This window comes from Bifidobacterium sp. M3-N-101, from assembly GCF_023656805.1.
Taxonomy (GTDB): Bacteria; Actinomycetota; Actinomycetes; order Actinomycetales; family Bifidobacteriaceae; genus Bifidobacterium; species Bifidobacterium breve.
The window spans coordinates 1-25,420 of the sequence record NZ_JAMOKQ010000012.1 but is presented as its reverse complement, the minus strand read 5'-3'; the positions used below and the strand labels follow the sequence as shown (position 1 = coordinate 25,420).

Genomic DNA, 25,420 nt, shown 5'->3' with positions numbered 1-25,420 from the left:
AAAAGTTGCGCGGATGCTTTTGTCGGTTGTCTACAAGGGCGACTGCAGAAGTGCGCTGTCACTGTCCGTCATCGGTTGTCCAGAACCGTGGATGTATTGCCAGTCGCCTGGCGCCGTGCGAGTAACACAGTGCATCAATTGTGTAAGTGGCTTGGCGCAATTTGTATGAAAGATAACGGTTTGACAACGATTTGCCACAAAGTCTCATTTAGGGGTCCGTACGGGCTGGGGGCGGCATCGAGCTCGTGTTCACCGTGGTGGGCATGTACCTGATTGATACCGCTGGCCGTAAGAAGCTCATGGCGGTCGGCTCCGGCCTCATGGTGCTGTTCGCCCTCGGTATCTCCTTCTCCTATGCGAACAACTACCAGCTGCGCATGCTCATCTTCGTGATGTGCTTCACCTCTTGCTTCGCCTTCTCGATGGGCCCGATTCCGTGGATTATGATTCCGGAGCTCTTCCCGACCTACCTGCGTGGCCGCGCCACCGGTATCTGCACAGTGTTTCTGTAGGCCACTAACTGGGCCATCGGCCAGTTCACCCCGATGCTGATTAGCTCCATTGGCGGTATGGGCACCTTCCTCGTGTTTGCCTGCACCAACCTGATCTGCTTCCTTGGTGTGGTCACTTTCGTGCCTGAGACCAAGGACAAGACGCTGGAAGAGATCGCCGATCTGTGGAAGCCGAAGGGCGAGAAGCGGTCCAACGCGCAGCTCGAAGTGGTGCGTGCCACCGCCGACCTCAAGCAGGCCGAGGCCGACATCAAGGCCGCCGAGGCCGAGCTGGCCCGCGCTCGCCCGTGCCAAGGAGCGTGCCATCGCCACCAAGGCCGCAGCCGAAGCGCTGGCCAATGCGCAGAAGCAGTACTGATTCCCAGCTGCTTGCTTGCTCTGTGTGAATAGCCGTTTGTAGCGTAATTTTCTTCGGAAAGTTGCGCGCAGGCGGCTTTTTTCATGCCTCTTTTGCATGGAATAGGTGAAGAGCAACCGCCGCCAGAGGGCGTTGGCGCAGTCACACGGGCCGGTTTCGCTTCGTGGGGGTGCCTACTTCCGTTTCAAGGGGCGGATTTGGCCTTTGCCGGAGGTCTATCTCCGTTTCAAGGGGCTGATGCCCAAGTAGAAACTGACCCAAAATGGCGGAATGACGTTGGTGTAAAGCCGTTACTACTTGCGGTTTCATGGATAAGCAGCCCCTTGAAACGGAGATAGACCTCCGGAGACACCGAAATCCGCCCCTTGAAACGGAGATAGGCCATTGAGCAGTGGAATCGGTGCCTTGTAACTGTGAAAGCGGGATTTATGGCTGTGGTTGCGACCTCGACTGTGGCCGGGGCGTGGCTGTGGGTGTGGACGTGGCCGCGACTGTGCGATGCCGGGCAAATACGCAAATTCTATTTTCAGGAAAAGAGTGCTCCGCATTGTGCGGATTCGTATTCGGGAACGGAAATTTGGTGTGACGGTTGTCTCAGTCGAAGGTCTGGCGTGTATATGCGCTTTTGCCTAGGGTAATAGGATTGCGCGCAGTGTGCCCCACCGGTATGTATGGGTATGCGATCGGTGGTACACGCGACTGGACGTATGACGAGACCTACTGCAATAACGCGGCAGTCAGCACGGCGAGGGGAAACGAACCATGTTCGACAAACGACTGTTCCAATTGGCGCCTGGCTTGAAAAAACTCATAGCCGGCAAAGTGGCCCTGATGTGGGTAGGTCTGTTTGCCAACATTGGTTTTATGCTGTCGCTGGTAATGCTGCTGAACAGCTTGCTGGCCGCTGTGGCACCGCCGCTGCTCCAATGCGGCGGCACTTCGCAAGGCGTGGCCTGCCCCGTGCCGTTGTCTGATCAGCACGGCGCGGATGTGCTGCCCATGGCTGGCGACGTCATGATTTACGCGCTGCTTGCTCTGGTCTGCATAGTGGTTCGGTACACGGCCACCACGCATGCCACCCGCCTCGGCACCGAAGCCGCCGAACGAGTCAAACTGGCTTTGCGATCCAAGCTGTACCGCAAAATGGTGGCACTCGGCCCGTCCTACAAAACCCGCATCAAGACCTCGGATGTGGTGCAATCCGCCGGCGAAGGTGTTGAACAGATTCAAAGCTTCTTTGAACTGTTCCTGCCGCAGCTCTTCTATGCGATTCTTGCGCCAATCACCTTGTTCGTGGCCATTGCGCCGATTAACGTGCCCGCTGCTGCCGTCATGCTGGTCTGCGCGCCGCTCATCATCATCGTGACCGGCATCGTCTCCATGACCGCCGCCCGCGCCTTCAAGAAGTACTGGGTGCGCTACACCGATATGGGCGCCGCGTTCCTCGACAATCTCCAAGGCCTTGAGACCCTGAAAAACTTCGACGCCGACGAGCGCGCCGCCATCGAGATGGACAAGAAAGCCGAAGGCTTCCGCGTGATGACCATGCGGGTGTTGCAGATTCAGTTGCGTTCGCTGACCGCCATGGATATAGTGGCCTACGGCGGTGCTGCGGCCGGCGTCGGTGTGGCGTTATGGCAATACGCGCATATTGGCGATGCTTTTGCCAATGGTGCGTCCGGCTGGTCGCCAATCGCACTGGCCTCACATCTGCCTGGTGTGCTTGCCTACGCGGCATACGGCCTGCACTATCTCATCCCGTTCGGGGTGGGCTACCCGCTGTCTCTTACCGGTCTGCTGTTCATTGTGCTGCTGTCCGCCGAATTCTTTATTCCCATGCGTCAGCTTGGCTCGTTCTTCCACGTGGCGATGAACGGCATGACCTCCACCAAGCGCATCTTCGCTCTGCTGGACACCCCGGAGCCCGAGCATGGCACGGCAACTCTGCCGGCCAACGATTCCGATTCCGCTGACGACGGTCTGACGGTCCGCTTCGACCACGTCGGCTATTCCTATGATGATGCCGGGCACGGCGACTCCAAGTCCGCATCCGCAAAGGCCGATAAGCAAGGTGAAACCAGCCCCAATTCCGCCGTCGCTCCTGCGCTCACCAACATCACCTTCGCCGCACAGCCCGGTCAGTTCACCGCCATTGTTGGCATCTCCGGTTCCGGCAAGTCCACGGCCGCCTCGCTGCTTGCCGGTACACTGGCCGGTTACCGAGGTTCGCTCACGCTGAACGGCGTCGAGGTATCCGATTTGTCAGGCGAAACACTGGCTGGAGCCGTCACTGTGATTGGTGCCAGCAGCCATCTGTTTGCGGGCACATTGCGCGAGAATCTTCTGATGGCCTTGCCCGATGACGAGATTCCTGATTCGCCGGATTCCGTGGACTCCCATCTGTGGTCCGCGCTCGAGCAGGCGCGCATTGCCGCCTTCGTGCACGCACAGCCGAACGGACTGGGCATGCCGATTGAGTCCGATGCCGCCAACCTGTCCGGCGGCCAGCGCCGGCGCATCGCCATCGCCCGCGCGCTCCTGCATGATTCGCCGGTATTTGTGTTCGATGAGGCGACCAGCAGCGTTGACGTGGAATCCGAAGAGCTGATCTTGGATACAATTCGCGAATTGGCACAATCCCGCGGCAAGACGGTTATTATGATCACCCATCGCATGGCCAACGCCGAACACGCTGACCAAGTGGTGGTGCTCGAACACGGCAAGTCGGTTGAGAGTGGCGCCCATACCGAGCTGATGACGGCGGACGACGTCTACGCCAAGCTGTTTGCCACGCAGGCAGATATTGAGAACTTCGGAGAAGGCCATGCTCGGCATGTGCTGCAGGTTGGTTCCCGCAAGCAGGAGCTGTCCGACGACAGTCGGACTGAGGGTGGCGCAGCGCGTGTAAGCGCAGAGGCGGGTATGACGGTTGACCACCTGCAGTCAGCTTTGCCGACGTCTTCCGCTGGCGGGAGTGAGCAGGCCTCGGCTGAGACTCCGGCTGGTGCTGCAAATAGCGATTCGTCTTCCAAAATGAGCACATTCCAAGTGCTCAGGCGACTGCTTAAGGAAGCCCGACCGATGGCAGGACTGATGGCAGCGGCCTCCACCGCCGGCACCATCGGCCATCTTTCGGCCACCTTCCTGCCCGTGTTCGGCATTATCGCGGCATTTGCACTTGCCGGTAATCCGGTGTGGGGCATGGGTGTTGTGCCCGCCGTCATCATGATGATTATCTGCGCTCTTCTGCGTGGTATCACCCGATACATTGAACAATATCTGAACCACAATGTGGCATTCCATCTGCTCGCACTCTTCCGTTCCAAGGCGTTCGCCGCGTTGCGCAGACTGGCGCCGGCCAAGCTCGCGGGCAAAGGTAAGGGCAACCTTATCGCTATGCTGACCACCGATGTGGAACTGCTTGAGATCTTCTTTGCCCACACCATCAGTCCGGTGGCCATCGCGGTAACCTCCACCATCATCTACACGATTGTGGCCGCCACCCTAAGCCCATGGATGGCGCTGGCGTTGATTGCTGCCCACCTGGTTATCGGCATCCTTGTGCCGCGATTCTTTGCCACCGGCGTACGTAACCTTGGCCCTGCCATCCGTGGCGCTGCCGGAGAACTCGACAATGTGATGCTCGATGACATGCGCGGCCTGGACGAAATCATCCGATTTGGCCGCGGCGAGGAACGTGCGCAGGCCATCGAGGACCGTACCCATGCGTTGTGGAAGGATCACGCCAAACTCAGCAAGGTCAACGGCCGTTTCACCGGAATCAGCGGACTCTTGGTGGCTGTGCTCGCAGCGGCTTCGGTCGCCGTGGCTATTGCCTGTGCCGGCGCGAACCCGCAGAGCATTCCGGCTCTGATTGCCGCCTTCGTGCTGTTCGCCAGCTCGTTCGGACCGACTTTGGCGCTCGCCGCCTTGGCCGCTAACCTGACTCAGACCTTTGCGTCCGCTAGCCGACTGTTCGGACTGATGGACGAGGTGCCCGCTGTGACCGAGAATGGCACTGTTGTGCCGCAGGAGTATATGGGCATGCGTCTTGATGACGTCACCTTTGCATATGCGGGGGAGCGCGAAGTCTTGTCCGACTTCTCGCTTGACGTGCCGCAGCATGGCGTGCTGGGTATCCAGGGGCCGTCCGGCCGGGGCAAGTCCACCATGCTCAAGCTGCTGCTGCGCTACTGGGATCCGCGGCGCGGTCAGGTGACGTTGTCCGGCATGCCGTTGCCCGAGGTCGATGTGCATGCTCGCCGACGTATTCAGGCCATGATGAGCCAGGAAACCCACCTGTTTGATGGCTCTATCCGAGACAATCTGCTGATTGCTTTGCCTGAGTCCGAGGTTGAAGCTGCAAATGTTGCAGGCAATGGGGAAGTGGGTGCCAAGACCGTTGATTCCCGACAGCAGCGGTTGGCGGCGCAATCGGCAGAGGACGATGCCGTTCGGGTGGCAGCATCTGACGGTCTCGACGCTCGTTTGCGTCAGGCTCTCGCCAAGGCCTCCGTGCTTGATCTCATTGATTCCTTGCCCGATGGCCTTGATACTCAGGTAGGCGAGCTGGGCGACCGTCTATCCGAAGGTGAACGCCAGCGTATCGGTTTGGCTCGTGTGTTCCTGCGCAATGCTGATCTGGTGCTTTTCGACGAGCCGACCAGCCGTTTGGATGCTTTGAACGAGGCTATTATTCTACGTTCCATTCACGCTATGGCCGTGGGTGAGCAGCATGCAGACAAGGAGCGCGGCGCGGCTGTGGTGCTGGTCTCCCACCGCGAATCCACCATGCGCATTGCTGATGCGGTACTCAATCTGTAACTGCCTGTAACTACGCGGGAATCACATCGCATTGCGTTACGTTACCGCGTTGCACTGCGGTTCCTCGCGGGTGGCGGCGATGCCATCTCCGGTCGTCATTGCGTTGCTGCGTTTGTGTTGCGATATGTGATGCGGCAACGCAGCAATGCGGCAATGCAATGTGATGTGGCAACGTGGCAACGTAGCGATGCAATAACGCGGCAACATGGCAACATGGCAATATGACAATGCAGTAACGCAACGCAGCATTCACGCCTTGATCAAAGCGCCGATGACGAGCGCCTTCCACAGCCCCGGGCGGAACAGGTCGTGAAATTCATGCGACATTTCGGTTTCGAGTTTGACCGATGCATGGATGTCGTCAGTGCGAAGGCGTGCCTGTTCGGTGCCGATGATGTGCTCGAGCACCGCGAATCCCTCTTCGGTTCTGCCGGCTTGAATGAGGATCGTGGGCTTTCCGGTGCTCGCACCATGGAGAGCAGGAACGCGGCGGCCGGAATCGCACCCAGCCCCAGCATCCAACGCCAACCGGTGTTGACATCCCAGCTTCTGGAACCGTAGGAGGCGATGATGTAGTTGATGACATTGGTCAGGAAGATGCCGCATACCGCGAGGAGCTGATAGGGAAAGGCAGGCAGACCGCGGATATTGGCCGGCTCTTAAGGCCAGACCGAACGTATATTTGCCTGATCCGTGAGTACGTATGGTTGTTCCCAAGGGATTGCGCTGCTTGGAAGCAGCTTGAAATAGGCCCGCCATGTGCTCTTCCTCTCAATACAGCTATGGGGGGTGCCTGTTCATACTGGTCAGATTCTTGTCATATGGCGTTGAATATCTACAAATGTGGGCATTAGTGAGGCGGCTGAGTGGTGGAATCGCGCCGTGGTGTGTGGTGTTGGAGACTCACGAGCATGCTACGCGTTATTTGGTGGTGTGCTGAGAGTCGGGACCTACTCACGTTGGGGGAGGGGAGAAGAGCCTCTGAGACAAGTCGCTGTTCGACTGGAGATTTGCTCACGTGGAAAGCGTGGAAAAGGCGAGAAAATCAGGCGTGTTGGGTTATTTTGACAAATTGGTACACAGGTGTATCATCTTAGGTATTGGTACACGGGTGTACCAAAGAAAACACCCCAAGGAAAGGTGGCCAGAGGAGACTTCGCAAGCGGCCAAACGAATTGAAATCCAACGCAGCAGTCGATTCGTTTTTGGCAATCGGAAGGCAGCCAAAGACAGCCGGAAGATAACCGAGAAGTAACCGGACGAAAACCGGAAGCCAGTCGGAAGAAAGCCAACCACCCGCAAGCCAACTCCAATGGTCCAGGAGGAGATAACATGCGCAACACCAAGAAGGTCATCGCGGCAACGGCAGCCGTGGCCACGCTCGTCGGTCTCGCCGCCTGCGGCAGCAGCAACGACAACAGCGTCAACAAGGGTGACGCCGACAAGGCCGAACTCGTGTTCTGGGGCTGGGATTCCGGCAACTCGATGAAGGGAATCCTCGCTGACTTCGAGAAGGCCAACCCCGGCATCACCGTCAAGTTTAACAACACCGGCACCGCCGAGAAGACCTCCACCGCGCTCTCCAACGCCATCGCCGCCGGCAATGGCGCCCCGGATGTCGTGATGCTCGAAGATCCGACCGTCACCCAGTTCGCCGTCACCGATGGCCTCGTGGATCTGAGCCGGTTCGGTGCCGACAAGCTCGCCGACGACTTCGCCGCCGGCCCGTGGAACAAGCTCCAGTACAACAACAAGCCGTACGCTCTGCCGATTGATTCCGGCCCTGAAATGTTCTTCTACAACAAGGCAGTGTTCGACAAGGCCGGCGTGGACGGCGAGTCCATCAAGACTTGGGACGACTACTACGAGGCCGCCAAGAAGATTCGCGCCATCGGCTCCTACATCACCAACCTTGCCGGCACGTCCAACGACTACCAGCCCTTCACCGCCCAGATCTGGCAGGCCGGCGCCCAGCCGTGGAAGGTCGATGGCGAGAACATCACTATCAACATGACCAAGGACGAGGGCATGCAGCGCTATATCCAATTCGTCCAGAAGCTCATCGACGAAGACCTCGTGGACACCAAGACCCCGAACTGGTCCGACGATTGGAACCGCGAGCTCAACGATGGCACCCTCGCCTCCCTGACCATCGGCGCTTGGATGCCGATCAACCTCATGACCGGCGCCCCCGATCAGGCCGGCAACTGGCGCGTCGCCCAGCTGCCGCAGTGGGAGGACGGCAAGGAAGTCTCCGCCGAAGACGGTGGCTCCGCACTTGCCGTCACCTCGCAGTCCAAGAACCAGGCCGCTGCCTACAAGCTCGTTGAGTACATGACTCATGGCGAGGGCGCTCAGACCATGGCCGACACCGGTACCTTCCCGTCCCTGAAGAAGATCCTGAAGTCCGACTCCTTCACCGACCCGACCACCGAGTCCAACAAGAAGACCAACGACTACTTCGGCGGTCAGAACGTCAACGAAGTCCTTTCCGCCGCGGCTCAGCGCCCGACCGAGAAGTTCCAGTACCTGCCGTACAACCCGTACGCCCAGACCGCTTACGGCGACGAAGTCTCCAAGGCCTACTCCGGCGACATCACCCTGGAGGAAGCACTCCAGAACTACGCCAAGAAGCTGGCCGAGCAAGGCAAGCAGCAGGGCTACAACGTCACCGTCAAGTGACACAATCCGATCTATTGCCGGTACATCCGGCACTGACCAACAATCAAAACCTGCGGCTAGGCCACTCTCCTTCCGCCTAGCCGCCCGATCTCCCACAGCGGGGATGCTCCCCAGTGTCCCCGCTTTCCCATGCCCTCACCTGACGTGACCGCTCCAATCGAGCGACCCCCCCTGATAGCGGGCGCAGCACAGCAATCCGTATCCCAAGAAAGCAATCGATTATGTCCGATCAAACAATGGCCGCAGCCTCGCAGCCAACGGTGGGAATCCTGCCTGAGGAGGCGGATCTGCACACGGCCGAGGCCCGCGTCAACAAGCATAAGGCCGATTGGCGTGGATGGAAGTTCATGTGGCCGTTCACGGTGGTGTTCGTGTTCGTGTTCATTATTCCGATTGTGTACGCCATCTACATCAGCTTCTTCAAGAAGCAGATGATCGGCGGCACGAGGTTCGTCGGGGTCGAGAACTACGCGCGCCTGCTGCAGGACGGCCAGTTCTGGTCGTCCGTGGGTCGTGTGGCGCTGTTCACCTGCGTGCAGGTGCCGATCATGCTGTTCCTGTCGGCTGCCATGGCCCTCGCCCTGGATTCGATGAAGCTGCACGGCGCCAAGTTCTTCCGCATCAGCACGTTCCTGCCCTATGCGGTGCCCGCGGTGGTGTCCACGTTGGTGTGGGGCTTCGTGTACGGCGCGAAGTACGGCCTGGTGGGCTCGTTCAACGACTTCTTCGGCACGAACGTCGACGTGCTGCGGCCGGGCGTGCTGCTTGCCTCCATCGGCAACATCAGCACGTGGGAGTTCACCGGCTCCCTGATCACGATCATCCCGCTGGTCATCGCGTTCCTGTGCCTGCAGAAGTACTGGCAGTCCGGCCTCGCCGCAGGCGCCGTCAAGGAGTAGTTGCTACTCCCTCTGGCTCTCCTCAGAGAGGGGAGCTGGAGAAATGGGGTCTTGGCTTCCCTCTCTGAGGAGAGCTGTCGAACGCAGTGAGACTAGGGGAGCCAAAGCCCAAAACCGGCAAACACAGCACCGGCCATGAGCCGATACAATAAAGGATTTGATTAATATGACTACTCGTAGAGCATTTAGGTGGCCTTCCCTGCTGACGGAATCTGGCCGCGGCATCGCGTTCGGCGGCGACTACAACCCGGACCAGTGGCCCGAGGAGACGTTGGACGAGGATATCCGTCTCATGGGTGAGGCCGGCGTGAACGTCGTATCGCTGGCAATCTTCAGCTGGGACAAGATCGAGCCGGTCGAGGGCGCGTTCACGTTCGAGTGGCTCGACCATGTGATCGACAGGCTCGGCAAAGCCGGCATCGCCGTGGACTTGGCCTCCGCCACCGCCACCGCGCCGCTGTGGCTGTACGAATCCCATCCAGAGGTGTTGCCGGTAGACCGGTATGGTCATATCGTCAACGCGGGCTCACGCCAGTCGTGGCAGCCCACAAGCCCGGTGTTCAAGGAATACGCGCTGCGCCTGTGCCGCAAACTTGCCGAACACTACAAGGACAACCCGTATGTGACCGCCTGGCACATGGGCAACGAATACGGCTGGAACAACCGCTACGACTACTCCGACAACGCCTTGGCCGCGTTCCGCACGTGGTGCGAGGCCAAGTACGGTACCATCGACGCGTTGAACGAGGCGTGGGGCACGGCCTTCTGGTCGCAGCACGTGAACAGTTTCGACGATGTGTTGCTGCCGCGTCACATGGGCGGCGACGCCATGGTCAACCCGCCGCAGCAGCTCGACTATGAGCGGTTCGGCAACGACATGCTGCTCGACTTCTACAAGGCCGAACGTGACGCCATCGAGCAGATCTGCCCCGGCAAGCCGTTCACCACGAACTTCATGGTCTCCACCGACCAGTGCGTCATGGACTACGCCAAATGGGCCGGCGAGGTGGACTTCGTGTCCAACGACCACTACTTCCATGAAGGCGAATCCCACCTGGACGAACTCGCCTGCTCGGACGCGCTCATGGACTCCCTCGCGCTGGGCAAGCCGTGGTACGTGATGGAGCACTCCACCTCAGCCGTGCAGTGGAAGCCGCTCAACGCGCGCAAACGGGCCGGCGAGCTCATGCGCGACTCCCTGGCCCACGTGGCCATGGGCGCCGACGCCATCTGCTTTTTCCAATGGCGGCAATCCAAGTCGGGCGCTGAGGCGTTCCACTCCGCCATGCTGCCCCACGCGGGCGCCGATTCCAAGGTCTTCCGCGGCGTATGCGAGCTCGGCAAGGCGCTGAAGACCCTCTCCGACGCCGGGCTGCAGGGCACTGAGCTCGAGCGTGCCGGCACGGCGATCCTGTTCAGCGCGGAATCCGAATGGGCCACACGCTCCGAAACCCTGCCCAGCATGAAACTCAACCACTGGCACGACGTTCGCGACTGGTACTGCGGCTTCCTGGATGCTGGGCTGCGCGCGGACGTGGTGCCGCTCGCCTGCGACTGGACCGACTACAAAACCATCGTGCTGCCCACCGTGCTCAGCCTGTCCGACGAAGACGTTCGCCGTATCGCCGACTTCGCGAAGGCCGGCGGAACCGTCATCGTCGGCTACGCCACTGGCCTGATCGACGAGTGCTTCCACATCGGGCTCGGCGGATACCCAGGTGCCGGCAATGGCCTCCTACGCGACATGCTCGGCATCCGCAGCGAAGAATTCAACATCCTCGGTGAAGAAGCCGAAGGCGAGCCCAGCGAAATCAGCCTGTCCAACGGTCTGACGACCCGCCTGTGGCAGAACGACGTGACTTCCGTAGCCGCGGACGCCACAGTGCTTGCCTCTTACACAGGTGAGTCCGCCGCCGACTGGGAGCTGGAGCGCACCCCCGCCATCACCAGCCGTCCCTATGGCAACGGTACCGCCATCTACGTGGGCTGCGACCTCAACCGTCACGACATTGCCCAGCTGCTCAAAGCACTTGGCTCCCGCTGGCGGGAGCTGTCGGCGCAGCCGACTGAGGGTGGTCAAACTCCAACCTATCCCACCACAGATCCCCGCATCCTGCACACCATCCGCCGATCCGCAGACGGCTCCACCCGCTTTGATTTCTACCTCAACCGCTCAAACCAGCCCGTCGCCATCAACGGTGTGGAGGGCAAGCCCATCATCGCCCACCGTTGCGAGACGGATGCCGTCGGATATACGCTGAACCGTAACGCTATTCTTATCGCTAAAACGTCCTGCTAGACCGCGCTAGAATGGCAATGTTGTCCGGATGGAGGAGCGCGGCATGAGCGACGAGAAAACAGCCAAGCGTCGAGTGACGCTACGCGATGTCGCTCAGGCCGCCGGTGTATCGCTCAAAACTGCGTCGAACGTGATCAATGGCTCCGGGCGTATGACCGATGAGACCCGTGCCAAGGTCGAGTCGGTCATTAAGGACCTCGACTACCGAGTCAACGTGGCCGCCCGCAACCTCAACCGCAATCACACCGGTTTCATCACCCTTGCCGTGCCTTCGCTGATTCCGCCATATCTGGCCGAGTTGGCCAACCGCACCATCGAGGCCGCCCGCCAGCGCAACTATTCCGTATACGTCACCACGTATGCGGAAGGCTCCGCGAAAGGCGCGCGCGATCTGCTGAAGAAGTTCAACTCCACGGTGTCCGATGGCATGATCCTTTCCATGAGCGAGGTTGAAAACATTTCGCCCGATGATCTGAAGGTTGATTTTCCGCTGGTCATCGTTGGCGCGCGTACCACGTGGGGCATTGTGGATCACGTGACCCCAGACGATGTATCCGCAGCCGCCATGGCCGCAGGCTACCTGTATGACCGCGGTTCCACCAGACTTGCAGTGATCGGTGCCCGTGACGTTTACGACGAAGATGCATTGCTGAATGCCGTAGAAGGCAACGCGCAGCTGCGTCTGCGCGGCATCATCGAAGAGACCCGCAGGCGTGGGCTCTCCTTGGATCCGCAGCTGATTGGCAACACCGATCAGGATTGGACCATCGGAGCCGGTGCCCGTGTGACCCAGCGGCTCATTGATTCCGGCGTGCCGTTCGACGGTGTGATCGCTCTGAACGATCAGTTGGCCATCGGCGCATTGACCGCTCTGCGCACCGCTGGTTATGAGGTACCCGCGCAGGTGCAGGTCATCGGCTTCGATAACAACGAGGAAGCCCCCTACCTGCAGATTCCGCTGACCACCATGGATTCCCGCCTTGACTGGACGGCTCCCACGGCAGTGAATCGCATCCTCGGACGCATCGACGGCAGCATCATCAAGCCCGAACTGCTCACCACCGAATCCCAGGTCATCGCCCGCGCCTCCACACGTTGAACGACATTGCTGTAATACTGGTGTTGCTGTACTGGGCCGTACGAGGCGATGATACACCGGTTGACCAGCGCGGCATAAAGTGTTAAGGTGACAATTGCGTGATACACAGCTGTACCACGTGGCGCATAAGGAAAGGAAGCGCCAAGCATCACTGGGCGTTCGTTCTGAGCGTTCACCATTCAAAGGAGAAAAAGCATGCGCCGAAATACCGCGCTTACTCGCATTATGGCATCCAGCGTGGCCGCCATAATGCTCTGCGCAGGAGGCACGTTCACTGCAAACGCCGCCGAAGAAGAACCAGTCAAAGCCGCCGTCTCGGTCAAGGCCATCCAAGGCTTAAGCGATGATTTCATCGGCGGTATGGACGTCTCATCCATGCTCTCGCTGGAAGAAAGCGGCGTCACGTTCAAGAACGCCAATGACGAGGTCGAGGATTTGTTCACGCTGCTCAAGGAATCCGGCGTGAACTATGTGCGTCTGCGCGTGTGGAACGATCCGTTCACCGCAGACGGCCGAGGATATGGCGGCGGCAACGTCAACGCCGATCGCGCACTGACCATGGCCAAGCGAGCCACGGCAGCAGGGCTGAAAGTGCTGGTCGACTTCCATTACTCCGATTTCTGGGCCGACCCCAGCAAGCAGCAGGTGCCCAAGGCGTGGAAATCCTTTGAAGGCGACGCGGACAAAACCGCCGACACCATATACGACTACACCAAGCAGACGCTGACCACGTTCAAACAAGCCGGCGTGGACGTCGGCATGGTACAGGTCGGCAACGAAACTACTGCGAAAATCGCCGGCATCTCCGGCTGGGACGGCATGTCCAAAGTATTCTCCGCAGGCTCCAAAGCCATACGCGAAGTGCTCCCCGAAGCCAAGGTCGTCATTCATTTCACCAACCCGGAGAAAGCCGGCACCTACGCCACTTACGCCAAACAGTTGAGCAACCACAATGTGGATTACGATGTGTTCGCCAGCTCCTACTACCCGTTCTGGCATGGCACCACCGAAAACCTCACCAGCGTGCTCAAGAACGTGGCCTCCACTTATAAGAAAGATGTGATGGTGGCGGAAACGTCGTGGGCATACACCTTGGATGATGGCGACGATGATTCCAACACAGTGCCCAGTAAAGTAACCGCCAATAACCTCAAGAAATACGACATCAGCCCGCAAGGCCAGGCCGATGAGATTCGCGCGGTCGCCGAGGCCGTGAACAATATTGGCGACAATGATGGCGATGGCGAAAACGACGGCCTGGGTGTGTTCTACTGGGAGCCCGCATGGGTGCCCGTGGGCACCGGCGGCAAGGATAACGCCGAGCTGGTGGATACGTGGAACAAGTACGGTGGCGGCTGGGCCACTGAAGCGGCCGGCGAATACGATCCCAATGACGCCGGCCTGTACTGGGGCGGCTCAGGTGTCGATAACCAAGCTTTGTTCGATTTCGATGGCAAGGCGCTCGCCTCTCTGCCGACGTTCAAGTACATTCACACCGGTGCCGTCACCGATCATGTGTTCACCAAGATAGATCCAGTGGAGATTACCGCGACTGACTCGGATCCCATCGACGCGATCAAAGCGCAATTGCCGAGTGAAGTGGCTGCACACTATCAGGATGGGGTGGACGAGACCGAAACCGTGACCTGGCAATCCGCTGCGCTTGACTGGATTCGTGGCGCAGGCACATACACCATCACCGGCACCACCAACGCTGGCCACGACGTGACCGCCACCATCACCGTCACCGCCACTCCCGCCAAGGATTACGTAACGGACGGCAACTTCGAGAACGCTGAAAACGATAAGAACTGGACCATTACCGGCACCGGTGCGTCCATCACCGAAGACAGTGGCAACGCCGCCGACGGCAAGCGCGCGCTGAAGTTTTGGGCATCCGATGCCTACAGTTTCTCCGCCACGCAGACCATTACCGGACTCGAGCCTGGCGAATACGTGCTGACCGCCATGAGCCAAGGTGCGGCAGCGGACAACGCCGCTATTACCGATGGTGTGACCCTCTCCGCCACAGCGGGTGGCAAGACCACGTCCGATGCGCTGGAACTCAACGGTTGGGTTAAGTTCGATACCGCCACCGTGCCTGTCGCTGTGGGTGCTGATGGCACAGCGACCATCACCATCACGGGCAACCTGCCTGCCGACGCATGGGGCAATGTAGACAAGGTCTCACTCGTCAAAAAGACCGAAACTCCGGTGAAGCCATCCACGGAGAACCTGGACAAGGCCGTGGCCGAAGCCGGGAAAATCAATCGCGATGAGTGCACCAACGAGTCGCTCGCCAAACTCGATCAGGCGCTTGCCGCCGCTGACGTGCTGCTTGCCGGCAGCGCCTACACCGAGCAAGACGTGAACGATGTGACTAAGCTTGTTTCCGATGCCATTGCCGGCCTCGCCCCAAAGGAGGTCTCCAGCCTGACCATCACGCCAAACAAAACCACCTATCAGGTGGGCGATGTCATCGATGCCGACCATGATCTCAAGGTCGTGGGCAACTATTCCGCAGGCATGGGCAACGTGACGCTTTCCGCCGACCAGTTCACGCTCGATTACGATTTCTCCGCTCCCGCTGATGCGGCGAAGGTTACCGTAACGCTCAAGTCGAATCCGAATGTCACCGAAACCTATACGGTTGCTGTTACCTCTCGGGCCGAAGGTGGTTCCGGCAACGGCTCGGACGGTGCGGGTAATGGCGGGGCTACTATCAATCCCGATACGGGCGAGGGCGATAAGACCAACGGTGCGAATGGCGGCAAGATCACTGGTGTGCTGAGCAATACCGGTAGCGCGGTGACTGCCGTGGGTCTTGCGGTTGTCGTTCTCGGCGTGGCCGGCGGGGTCTCGCTTGCTTTGCGTCGTAAACGCTCCTGATAGAGACTGATGCGGCATTATGATGCGGTTGCTGGCAGCCGGCAACCGGCTGTCAGATGCCATCTGTCGGTTTTCGTCTGCTTGAATGCCATCTGTCGGCTGTCGTTTATCGGTTGTCGGCTGTCAGATGCGTCTGTCTCGGTGCAGCGATGCGATTCTGTCCCGGTTCGTGCATCAATCGTTTGATGTGGGTACCAGGACAGAAATCACTGTCCCGGTTTGCGAAAACGGGTGTTTTTCGCGTACCGGGACAATTCCCGTTGCCCCGGTTTGCACGTCAATCGTTCTATGTGAGAACCGGGACAGTATGTTGATTTCGGGATTGGCTGTATTCCGCCGATTCTGTTTGTCGGGTATGTGGACTTTGAGGATTGGCTTGTCCTGGTTCTCGAAAATGGCCCGAAATTGCGTACTGGGACAACGATTTCTGCCCTGGCGCAAACGTCAATCGATTGACGCCTGTACCGGGGCAAATTCGCGCCCGAGAACAATAGGGCGAGGGCCGGTCGCAGGAGTAGAGCGTGATGTTGTCATGATTGCGCCTGGCTCTCCCACACGGAAGGCCGGGCGCAATCATGCCGTTTGGTTGCAGCCCCCGCACATCGCCTGCATAACCGTGTACAGTGGCGTGTAGTTGCAGTACATGAAGGGCACATGAAGGAGCATCGCACATCATGACCAACGGACGCATCAACCCCGCCAACGTGCCGGACGTCGCCTTGAAAGACGGCCAGTCCATTCCGCAGGTCGGCCTTGGCGTCCTACGCGTCGATGATGAGGGCGTGGTGCCCGCCGTCGAATCCGCGCTGGAAGCCGGATACCGCCACATCGACGGCGCCGCCGGATACGACAACGAGGCCGGCGTGGGCCGTGCGCTCGCCGCTTCCGGCTACAACAAGGGCGCTAAGCGCGAGACACTGTGGGTCACCACCAAGCTGCGCGACTCCGAGCAGGGCTACGACTCCGCGCTCAAGGCATTCGACAACTCCCTGAAACTCCTCCAGCTCGACTACGTGGACATGTACATGATTCACTGGCCCACGCCGTTCGACTGGCGTAGCACCGACACCTGGAAGGCCTTCGTCAAGCTGCGCGACGAGGGCCTGGCCCACACGCTCGGCGTGTGCAACTTCATGCCCGCCGACCTGAAGCGTCTGCACGAGGAGACCGGCGCATGGCCGGCCGTCAACCAGATCGAGCTGCACCCCACGTGGCAGCAGCGCGAAGTGGTGGCCTTTTGCAAGGAACATGGCATCGCCGTGGAGGCCTACTCGCCGATGGCGCGTGGCGCCGACCTCAACGCCGGTGACGGCACCATCGAGAAGATTGCCGCCGCCCATGAGGTCAGCCCGGCCCAGGTGATTCTGCGCTGGCACATCGAAAACGGCACCATCATCATTCCGAAGTCCGTGCACGCAGCGCGCCAGAAGGAAAACCTCGACCTGTTCGGCTTCGAGCTCACCGCCGAAGAACATGCAGCCATCGATGCTCTTGACGGTCCGACCCGCGCCGGTCATGACCCCCTCACCTTCACCTACGCCTGATGTCTCCGCGCCGTCGTCCTTACCGTTCCAGCGCTCACTTCAGCCGCCGCTTCAACGCCTCCGGGCCACTGGAGCGTGTGCTTATTCTCATTGTCATTGTGGCGGTCATTGGCATTACGGTCGGCCTGCTGCTGCCGCGAGTCAATCCTGATGCAGCCAAGCTCACCGGCGGATACACCGCCACCGGTTCCGCCGCTGACACGTTGAACAAACTTACCGTGGATGACAACCAGAGCGCACACGGCTACGACCGCGATTCCTTTGCATTCCGTTCCGTCGATACCGACGGTAACGGTTGCGACGCCCGCGATGATGTACTTGCCCGCGACCTGACCAACGTCAAATACAAATACGCTGGTTCCTGTGTGGTGGTGTCCGGCACATTGGATGACCCTTATACCGGGCAAACCATCAACTTCGTGCGCGGCCGCACCACCAGCGCCAAAGTGCAGATTGACCATGTGGTAGCGCTCGAAAATGCATGGCAGTCCGGTGCCAACAAGTGGCCCGCAACCAAACGCCACGAGTTTGGCAATGACCCTTATAATCTGCTCGCCGTGGATGGCCCCGCCAACCAGGAGAAAGGCTCAGCCTCCGCCGCTTACTGGCTGCCCACCAACAGCGAATACCGCTGCGACTACGTGGCACGCCAAATTGGTGTCAAAGACAAGTACCAACTCACCGTCACATCCCAAGAAAAGGACGCCATGCTCGCCGTCCTCCACACCTGCCCCGGCCAAGCCGTGCCAGCGGATTAGGAGGAAGAGGCTATCTCGAGGGATTATCCAGTAGAGGAGCGTGCCCCTCGTCAAATGCTCGTAGCAGTCGTCGCAAGAGAAATGTGGCGAAGTAAGGTGCAGTAAACACATGTTCACTACTGCCGATATTGCCTGCAGATAATTTCACGCCAAACTGAATCTCCGGATACGAGTCAGAAGAGATCAACGTTCGCATAGATTTGGCAGTAGTAAACATGTGTTTACTGCAATTACTGCGATTCTGCACTTTCATGAGCGAGTTTCTGGTGACGTAGCATATTTCATGAGTGAGATAAACGGCGTATCCTCTGTTGACTGACTCATCATTCTCCAATTGTCCGCAAATCGTTTGTGTATTGACACCCGAAACATGCCTGCGCTATAACTGGGCGCGGTATGAAGGAAATAGGGGAAGACGATATGACAGCACCACACACGGCAGCAAGCGCCACTGCGGCAGACATTGAGCAGGAAACGTCGGAAATCGAGAAGGAACGCCGAATCGCCAGCGATGAGGCGAACAACAAGGAAAATCCTCATGGCCATGCGCTCGCTAGCATTTTGGGGCCCGCGTTCGTGGCCGCTGTGGCTTATGTGGATCCAGGCAACGTGGCCGCCAACATCACGTCCGGCGCACGCTACGGCTACCTGCTGGTATGGGTGCTGGTGCTCGCCAACGCCATGAGCGTGCTCATCCAATACCAGTCCGCCAAGCTCGGTATTGTGACCAATAAATCCCTGCCCGAGTTGCTGGGCGAACGTATGAGCGACGCCGGCCGGTTCATGTTCTTCATGCAGGCCGAGGTCATCGCCATCGCCACCGATTTGGCGGAGGTGATTGGCGGCGCCATCGCGCTGAATCTGCTTTTCGGTCTGCCGATGTTCCTCGGCGGCCTGGTCATCGGTGCGGTCTCCACTGTGATGTTGTGGTTCCAAGGCGGCAAATCGCAAACCACATTCGAGCGCATCATCATCGTGATGCTGCTGGTTATCACGTTCGGCTTCATCGCGGGTCTGTTCGTGGCCCCGCCGAATCCCGTCGAAGTGGCCAAGGGGCTGATTCCGCGCTTTAAGGGTACGGATTCGGTGTTGATGGCCGCTTCGATTCTGGGTGCTACGGTGATGCCGCATGCCATCTACCTGCACTCCACGCTGGTGAACGACCATTACGCGGGCGGCGAGAAGCCATCGGTCGAGCGTCAGCTCAAAGGCTCGAAGATTGATGTGGCTTGGGCGTTGTTGCTGGCCGGCACGGTGAATCTGGCCATGCTGGTGCTTGCCGCCAACTCCCTGCATGGCATGTCAGGCACGGATTCCATCGATGGCGCTCAGCGGGCGATCGCGCAGGTGCTCGGCCCGGTGATTGGCATGATCTTCTCCATCGGCCTGCTGGCTTCGTCGTTAAGCTCCACGTCGGTCGGCACCTATGCCGGATCGGAGATCATGCACGGCCTGTTGCACGTCAACGCCCCGATGTGGGCCTGCCGTGTGGTCACGCTGGTGCCGGCTCTGATTGTGTTGTGGTTCGCCAAGGACCCTACGGAGGCACTGGTGATTGGTCAGGTGGTGCTTTCCATCGGCATTCCGTTTGCCGTGATCCCGCTCATGCGCTATACGCACAGCAAGGAACTCATGGGCAAATGGGCTGATGGCACGATCAAGCACATCATCTTCCTGATTGTGGTGGCGCTGATTGTGACCCTCAACGTGCTGCTCATCGTCCTGACATTGATGGGACGGGCGTAAGAAGCTGATGAGCCGGCTCCCGCCAGCGGAAGCGAGCAGCTTACCGAGCCATACGCCGTGCGCGGCGTTCGCGCAGCGCACGCAAGGAAATAATGTCACGCGTACGTCCGGCACCGTCGCCCTTGACGCCGAAAAGCACCATAAGCACCATTGCAAAGCACAGCAGCGCGGAGAATCGCAGCGCCCACTGGATGCCGAAGACGGAAGCCGCAACGGCCGAGGCTCCCGCTTGATGCCTCCATGCGGCAAACGTCTCCATAAGAATCACCAACACAGGTGCACCCACGGCACCTGCGATCTGCCGCGCGGTGTTCGTGACCGACGATCCGGCAGACACCTCATCCGGTCCGTTCAAGCAGTTCAGCGACCATGTGGTAATCGGCATAAGCAGGAATCCCATGCCGATCTGACGCGTGAACTGGCAAATCGACACCCACCAAATCCATGTATCCATAGACACCAAAGACATGCCGAGCGTACCGACGGTCAGCACAATCGAGCCGCACAGCGCCACTGGTCGCGCGCCAAAACGGTCCATCGCCCGCCCGCCGAAGAACTGGGAAACGCACTGGCCGAGGGCACCCGGCAGCATAATCAGGCCGCTCATGGTGGCCGAATAGCCACGGTCGGTCTGGATATACAGCGGCATGATGACCAGAATCGAGCTGAACGCAAAGAACGCCAGAGATGCCGTGATGGTGCCGACGGTAAAGGACCGATTCTTCAGCACTTCAAGATCCAGCAGCGGAGGCTGGGGGAGTGCGGCCGGCTCCGCTCCCGACTGCGCCGCCTTGGCTTCGCGATACCGCCGACCGTGACGCAGGTTGCGCATCACGAACCATACGATGCCGACCAATCCCACAACCATCGGCCCCCACGTTACCGGTGCCGCAAATCCATAGGTCTCCGAATTGGTGAAGCCGAACATCAGCCCGCCAAAGCCAATCACCGACAGGCTTACCGAGAAGAAATCCGCGCGGGCCGACGGGTCATGAGAACCGAAGTTATGCAGTCCGAACATGGCCGCCACCAGCGAGACCACGCCAATCACGGTCATGGTCAGGAATATGGAGCGCCAGCCGTTCGCATCGGTTTGCCAGCCGCCCAGCGTGGGTCCAATGGCCGGCGCCACACTCATGGCCATGCCCACCGTGCCCATCGCGAATCCGCGGCGAGACAGAGGATAAATGGAAAACACGGTGATCTGCAGCACTGGCCACATCACGCCCGTGCCCGCGGCCTCAAGCACGCGCCCGAGCAGCACCCAGATGAAGCTCGGGCCGACCCAAGCCATCAGCGAGCCGACCGTGAACACCGCCATTGAGCAAATCACGATCTGGCGGGTGGAGAAGCGCCGGGTCAGAAACGCGGTCAGCGGCACCATCACGCCCATGACCAGCTGGAACACGGAGGTGAGCCACTGTCCGGTGGTCACGGAGATATGAAACTCGGAAACGATGATCGGCAGTGCCGAGCTCAGCTGCAGCTGCGTGAAATTGCCAACAAAGGTAATAAAGGTCAGGATTGCGATGGAAATAAATGCCGCGCGGCTCAGTTTACCGTCCACGTATGATTCCTCACGGCTCAGTACCCGCTGCAATTCGCCGCGACGATTCTTGATTCCCTGAGCTCCAGTCACGCACTACCCCACTTCTGTTGCCCGGCCTGTTGCCTTGGCGGTGTCGGTGGCGCATCTGTTCAGTGATATATGCGCCTCGCATATCAATGCGTATTCGATGTATTCGGCGACCGTCGTCTTCGCGTGCTTGGCCGAGCAGCCTCTCAAAGCACCCCAATACGCTATACCCAGGGGTGGTCCAGTCGGTTCGGAATATGTGCAGAAGCGGGGGCGAACACGCTTTGTGCACAAGACCGGGGCATAATAGGCGGTTGGTTATTGCAAGAGGTTACAAGTCAATAAGATCAGTTTGGGAGTTAGTATGAGCGTTCATAGGGCAAGTCACGCAACAAGTATTCCACGCAGAAGGCACCGCATCTGGCCGTGGGTGGTGTTGATTCTGGCGCTACTTGTGGTGCTGCTAGGCGTGAGCGGATTCTTCGGTTTGAAGCTGTATTCCGAAGCCAAGCAGGTAAAGGCGCATGAGGAACAGGCGATGCAGCTGCTGGGCGGTGTAACCGACCTCGGTAACCTCGACAACCTCGATACGGTGAGCCAGCAGATCAGCCAGGCAAAGACCGAGACCTCGGCTGCGAACGAGATTGCGCACGGCACGCTGTGGAACATCGCTTCGAAGGCGCCGGTGTACGGCGGTGACATCACCACAGTGCAGGGTATGACTTCGGTGGTGGATTCGCTGGTCAGTGATTCGGTGCCGCAGTTCATGGACGTACTTTCCACGCTGAAGAGCGCACAGCTCAGCTCAGGCGACGGTCAGCTGAATCTGCAGCCGATTCTGGAAGCCCAGAAGAATATTGCCACCGCGAACCAGTCACTGCAGCAGCAGGTGCAGAAGTATCAGCAGCTGCCGAAGGCCCATATCGGCATGGTGAAGAACGCCTATACCGCCGGCAATACGCAGCTGACCAAGATGGCGGACAAAGTCAATCAGCTGTCCGGCACGTTCCAGATTCTACCGGACTTCCTTGGCTCCGATCAGCCGCGCACGTATGCGTTGATGGCTATGACCACTTCGGAGGAGCGTTCGTCCGGTGGCTTGATCGGTTCTGTGGGTGTGGTAACTACCGACAACGGTAAGATCAGTATTGGCGATTTCCGTTCGAATGGTGAATATATCCCATATGGTGCTGGTGATCCTACGGAAGACGAGCAGCGCATCTTCCGGCAGTGGGGACCATTGAATATGTCGTTCGATGTGCGAGATTTGGCCGTATACCCTGATACTTCACGCAGTGCCGAAGGTATGCGCGCGATTTGGCAGCGCACGCCGTGGGGGAGCAATACTCAGCTGGACGGCGTGCTCATGGTTGATCCTGTATTTTTGCAGGAACTTACGAAAATCAGTGGTAATGTCACTATTCCTGATGGAACGGTGCTTACGGGAGATAACACTGCTGAGTTTTTGTTGAACAAGGTGTATGTCGATTACCCAGTCTCCATGCAGGACGCCCTATTTGCTCAAGTCGCAGAACAAACAGTCGGTAGTATGTTCAGCAATGTTGATTTGGCTAAACTCACCAAGGTCGCACAGCTTATGGGTAGCATGGCCGAAGGCCGTCACTTCTCCATGTACGCATTCGACGAAACTGCTGAAAAGACCATTAGTGATGCAGGCTTTACTGCACAGACTCCGAGCAGTGAAGAGCATCCGCAGGTGGGAGTGTATGTGACTGAGCAGAATCCGTCAAAGATGGGATGGTATATTCATCGTACTTCGAAGGTAACTCGTTCCACCTGTGATAATGATGGTTCTCAGACCTATCATGTGGAATATAAGATGACAAATACACTTGAGAACAGCCAGATTAGAGCTCTAACGAGCTATATCCTTGGCTCCGGCGGACAAGGTGTGGAAAAAACTCTGATTTATGCGCCTGCCGGCGGCTCCATCTCAAATCTTAAGACCAGTGGTGGTTCAGTGACGGAGAGCCGTCAAGAAACATTGAATGGTAAAACCGTGTATGCGAGCAATGCCACGATAGCTCCTGGAGAGTCCGTCACCTATTCCTTCGACGTGACCACGTCCACCAAGGCTGTCTCCGACCTCACTATCGACCAAACTCCAATGGGCTGGATTGATTCCGGTGTTACCACCGACACTGCTGCCTGCTCCATCAACAAGCAGTAAAAAGAGCTCCCTCTGACAAGGGAGCTGTCAGCCACAAACGGCTGCCTGAGGAGAGAGACCAAAAACAAGAGGGCGTCAGCAAAAAGCTGACGCCCTCTACATTGCGAAAACTACATACCAGTCCCATTAAATACCGCGCCCACTGTCTTCAGCAGAATCGCAATATCCCCCGTGATAGACCAATTCTGAATATATGACACATCTGCATATTCAGACTGTTCCTGAGACAAATCATTACGCCCGGAAATCTGCCAAGGGCCGGTGATACCCGGCTTGACCAGTAGGCGAGTGGAATACAATGGCGAGTACTGGTCAACCTCATATTGACGTTGCGGACGCGGACCCACCATAGACATATCGCCCTTCAGCACATTGAAGAACTGAGGAACCTCGTCAATGGAAGTCTTGCGGATGAACTTACCAATTTTAGTAACACGAGGATCGTCCTTGACCTTGAATGTTGTTCCCAGTTCCACGCCAGCTGCGGCAGCCACTTCGGCATCCATCTTATCGGCGTTCAGCCGCATGGAACGGAATTTGTACATAGTGAAAGGCTTGCCGTAGATGCCGATACGAGTCTGTGAGTAGAACACGGGGCCACCGTCTTCTCGCTTAACCTTATATGCAGCCCATAGCATGATGGGCGAACTCAGAATGATTGCCACCAGGGAGAGAACGATATCGCACACACGCTTAAAGATGCGAGTCGACAGAGAATACTGTGCAAGTCGGGCTGTCAAAATCGGCATAGAGGGGTCATTGTGTAGCTGCAGGTTTGCGCCGCTCAGATCTGCAACGGATGCAGTAAGAGCCAGCTCGATGCCCATAGATTCAACAGCGAGCGAAAGAGTACGCATGGTTTCAGAATCATGCGTCAGCACATCAGCGATCAGAATAGTGCGAACCTTCATCCGCTTGGCGGTCTGAGGCAAATGGGAGTTCAACGCCATCACCTTGAGCCGCGCTTCTTCATCATTGGCAGGAATAAACGGAACCGATATAAGATGTTGAGCAGCATTCGGGTCATCCGAATCACACACAGAGGCAACAGGGCAGACCGCGATGGGTGCATACCCCAGGCTGAGGCATGCCTTGAGCTGCTTCAGCGTTTTACTGATGCCTTGCGGAGAGCCAATGATAATAGTGGGGTAGTTGAACTCGCCTTTTGCTCGATTGCGGTGAAGCGCACGACGCATCAGCCACCGTTCAACGATAACGAGGATGAGAGAAAGGATAGGAATAAATACATTCAGGGAACGCGGCACATTCAGATGGAACAAGTAGCCCAATGTACAGAGCATAATGAAGTCGATAAAGGCCGCATTCAGCAGCTTGGCATATAGTCCGTATCCCTTGCCCATAGTGTGGCGTTCGTAGCTTCGAGCTGCGTAGAGGCTGATGAGCCAGGAGATGCAGGCCAAGCTCAGGAAACTGAATACACCATAATCGGATGGTCCCATGTTCTGCACATTGGTATATGCTCCTGGATTGCACGCGAATACGATGCAGGTGGCGATGATGGTCATCAGCAGATCCAGAATCACCATGGTCGTATTGTACAGGTAACGCCATTTGGGCACTGAATATTCGGTGAGATGAGGCCTATCGCCAGCATCGTTATGAGTAACGGTGCCATCCGGAGAAGACGAGAAGTAAGTGCCGTCAAAAAATGTTGGTGCAGCCGTATCAGGAGTTGCGTCCGCAATGTGAGAATCCGTATGTGCTGCCTGAGCACGGCTGATTTGCACTCGGTGCAGTGTCTCAGTCTCTGCTGTGGTGTTGCTCATATGTTGAGCCGTTGCTGATGCCGTGGTGCTGATTCTTGACATGGTACGTGAACTTCGTCCCCTTAAGGTATTTCCTGAAACTGCAAGGAAATCATGTTAATTTCATCTCTGTTGCACACCCTACCATGAGTCCGCCCATTACCATGTTTGGTAGGCCCCGATGGTCGGGGTCGGGTCGCCGGTTCCGGTATGACTTTCCTGCCCTGTCGTCGATGATCCGGGGGGTGTTGTCGCCGGGAACGGGGACGCCCGATGA

The 25,420-nt window shown here is 58.3% G+C and carries 13 protein-coding genes and 2 pseudogenes; 11 read left to right on the top strand and 4 right to left on the bottom strand.

Going from position 1 to position 25,420, the window contains the following annotated elements:
* Positions 1–236 precede the first annotated feature (236 nt).
* Positions 237–902, top strand: a pseudogene (locus NBH12_RS09775) (MFS transporter).
* Positions 903–1,632: 730 nt separating this feature from the next.
* Entirely contained in the window at positions 1,633–5,694 is a 4,062-nt protein-coding gene (locus NBH12_RS09770; RefSeq protein ID WP_250819435.1) for a thiol reductant ABC exporter subunit CydD/CydC, read from the top strand.
* Positions 5,695–5,943: 249 nt separating this feature from the next.
* Here the strand turns inward: NBH12_RS09770 and NBH12_RS09765 are convergent, their stop codons facing one another.
* Positions 5,944–6,453, bottom strand: a complete 510-nt coding sequence (locus NBH12_RS09765; protein WP_250819434.1) for a hypothetical protein — start codon at positions 6,451–6,453, stop codon at positions 5,944–5,946.
* A 573-nt stretch (positions 6,454–7,026) separates the two neighbouring features.
* Here NBH12_RS09765 and NBH12_RS09760 point away from each other — a divergent pair.
* The 7 genes from NBH12_RS09760 (at position 7,027) to NBH12_RS09730 (ending at position 17,864) form a co-directional block, all read left to right on the top strand.
* Positions 7,027–8,376, top strand: a complete 1,350-nt coding sequence (locus NBH12_RS09760) for an ABC transporter substrate-binding protein (protein ID WP_250819433.1) — start codon at positions 7,027–7,029, stop codon at positions 8,374–8,376.
* 236 nt (positions 8,377–8,612) lie between these two features.
* Entirely contained in the window at positions 8,613–9,275 is a 663-nt protein-coding gene (locus tag NBH12_RS09755) for a carbohydrate ABC transporter permease (protein WP_502801751.1), read from the top strand.
* A 166-nt stretch (positions 9,276–9,441) separates the two neighbouring features.
* Complete coding sequence (locus NBH12_RS09750) at positions 9,442–11,574, top strand: beta-galactosidase (RefSeq protein ID WP_250819432.1); 2,133 nt, start codon at positions 9,442–9,444, stop codon at positions 11,572–11,574.
* Positions 11,575–11,617: 43 nt separating this feature from the next.
* Complete coding sequence (locus NBH12_RS09745) at positions 11,618–12,673, top strand: LacI family DNA-binding transcriptional regulator (RefSeq protein WP_025299568.1); 1,056 nt, start codon at positions 11,618–11,620, stop codon at positions 12,671–12,673.
* Between the two features lie 195 nt (positions 12,674–12,868).
* Positions 12,869–15,562 carry a glycosyl hydrolase 53 family protein gene (locus tag NBH12_RS09740; RefSeq protein ID WP_065504763.1) on the top strand — a complete coding sequence of 898 codons (2,694 nt, stop codon included), beginning with the start codon at positions 12,869–12,871 and terminating at the stop codon, positions 15,560–15,562.
* A 674-nt stretch (positions 15,563–16,236) separates the two neighbouring features.
* Positions 16,237–17,106 (top strand): aldo/keto reductase, encoded by an 870-nt coding sequence (locus tag NBH12_RS09735; RefSeq protein ID WP_250819431.1) that lies wholly within the window; start codon positions 16,237–16,239, stop codon positions 17,104–17,106.
* Positions 17,106–17,864 carry an HNH endonuclease family protein gene (locus NBH12_RS09730; RefSeq protein ID WP_025301034.1) on the top strand — a complete coding sequence of 253 codons (759 nt, stop codon included), beginning with the start codon at positions 17,106–17,108 and terminating at the stop codon, positions 17,862–17,864. The genes NBH12_RS09735 and NBH12_RS09730 overlap by 1 nt, the downstream gene beginning before the upstream one ends.
* Positions 17,865–17,874: 10 nt before the next feature.
* Here NBH12_RS09730 and NBH12_RS09725 read toward each other — a convergent pair.
* A pseudogene (locus NBH12_RS09725) lies at positions 17,875–18,072 on the bottom strand (hypothetical protein); the annotation flags it as partial.
* A gap of 212 nt (positions 18,073–18,284) precedes the next feature.
* Here NBH12_RS09725 and NBH12_RS09720 point away from each other — a divergent pair.
* Entirely contained in the window at positions 18,285–19,610 is a 1,326-nt protein-coding gene (locus NBH12_RS09720) for an Nramp family divalent metal transporter (RefSeq protein ID WP_015438447.1), read from the top strand.
* 40 nt (positions 19,611–19,650) lie between these two features.
* Here NBH12_RS09720 and NBH12_RS09715 read toward each other — a convergent pair whose 3' ends face one another.
* Positions 19,651–21,249, bottom strand: a complete 1,599-nt coding sequence (locus NBH12_RS09715) for an MDR family MFS transporter (RefSeq protein WP_250819430.1) — start codon at positions 21,247–21,249, stop codon at positions 19,651–19,653.
* Positions 21,250–21,550: 301 nt separating this feature from the next.
* Here NBH12_RS09715 and NBH12_RS11180 point away from each other — a divergent pair, with 301 nt between their 5' ends.
* Entirely contained in the window at positions 21,551–23,377 is a 1,827-nt protein-coding gene (locus NBH12_RS11180; RefSeq protein WP_250819429.1) for a DUF4012 domain-containing protein, read from the top strand.
* Between the two features lie 110 nt (positions 23,378–23,487).
* Here the strand turns inward: NBH12_RS11180 and NBH12_RS09705 are convergent, their stop codons facing one another.
* Complete coding sequence (locus NBH12_RS09705) at positions 23,488–25,164, bottom strand: sugar transferase (RefSeq protein WP_250819428.1); 1,677 nt, start codon at positions 25,162–25,164, stop codon at positions 23,488–23,490.
* Positions 25,165–25,420 lie beyond the last annotated feature (256 nt).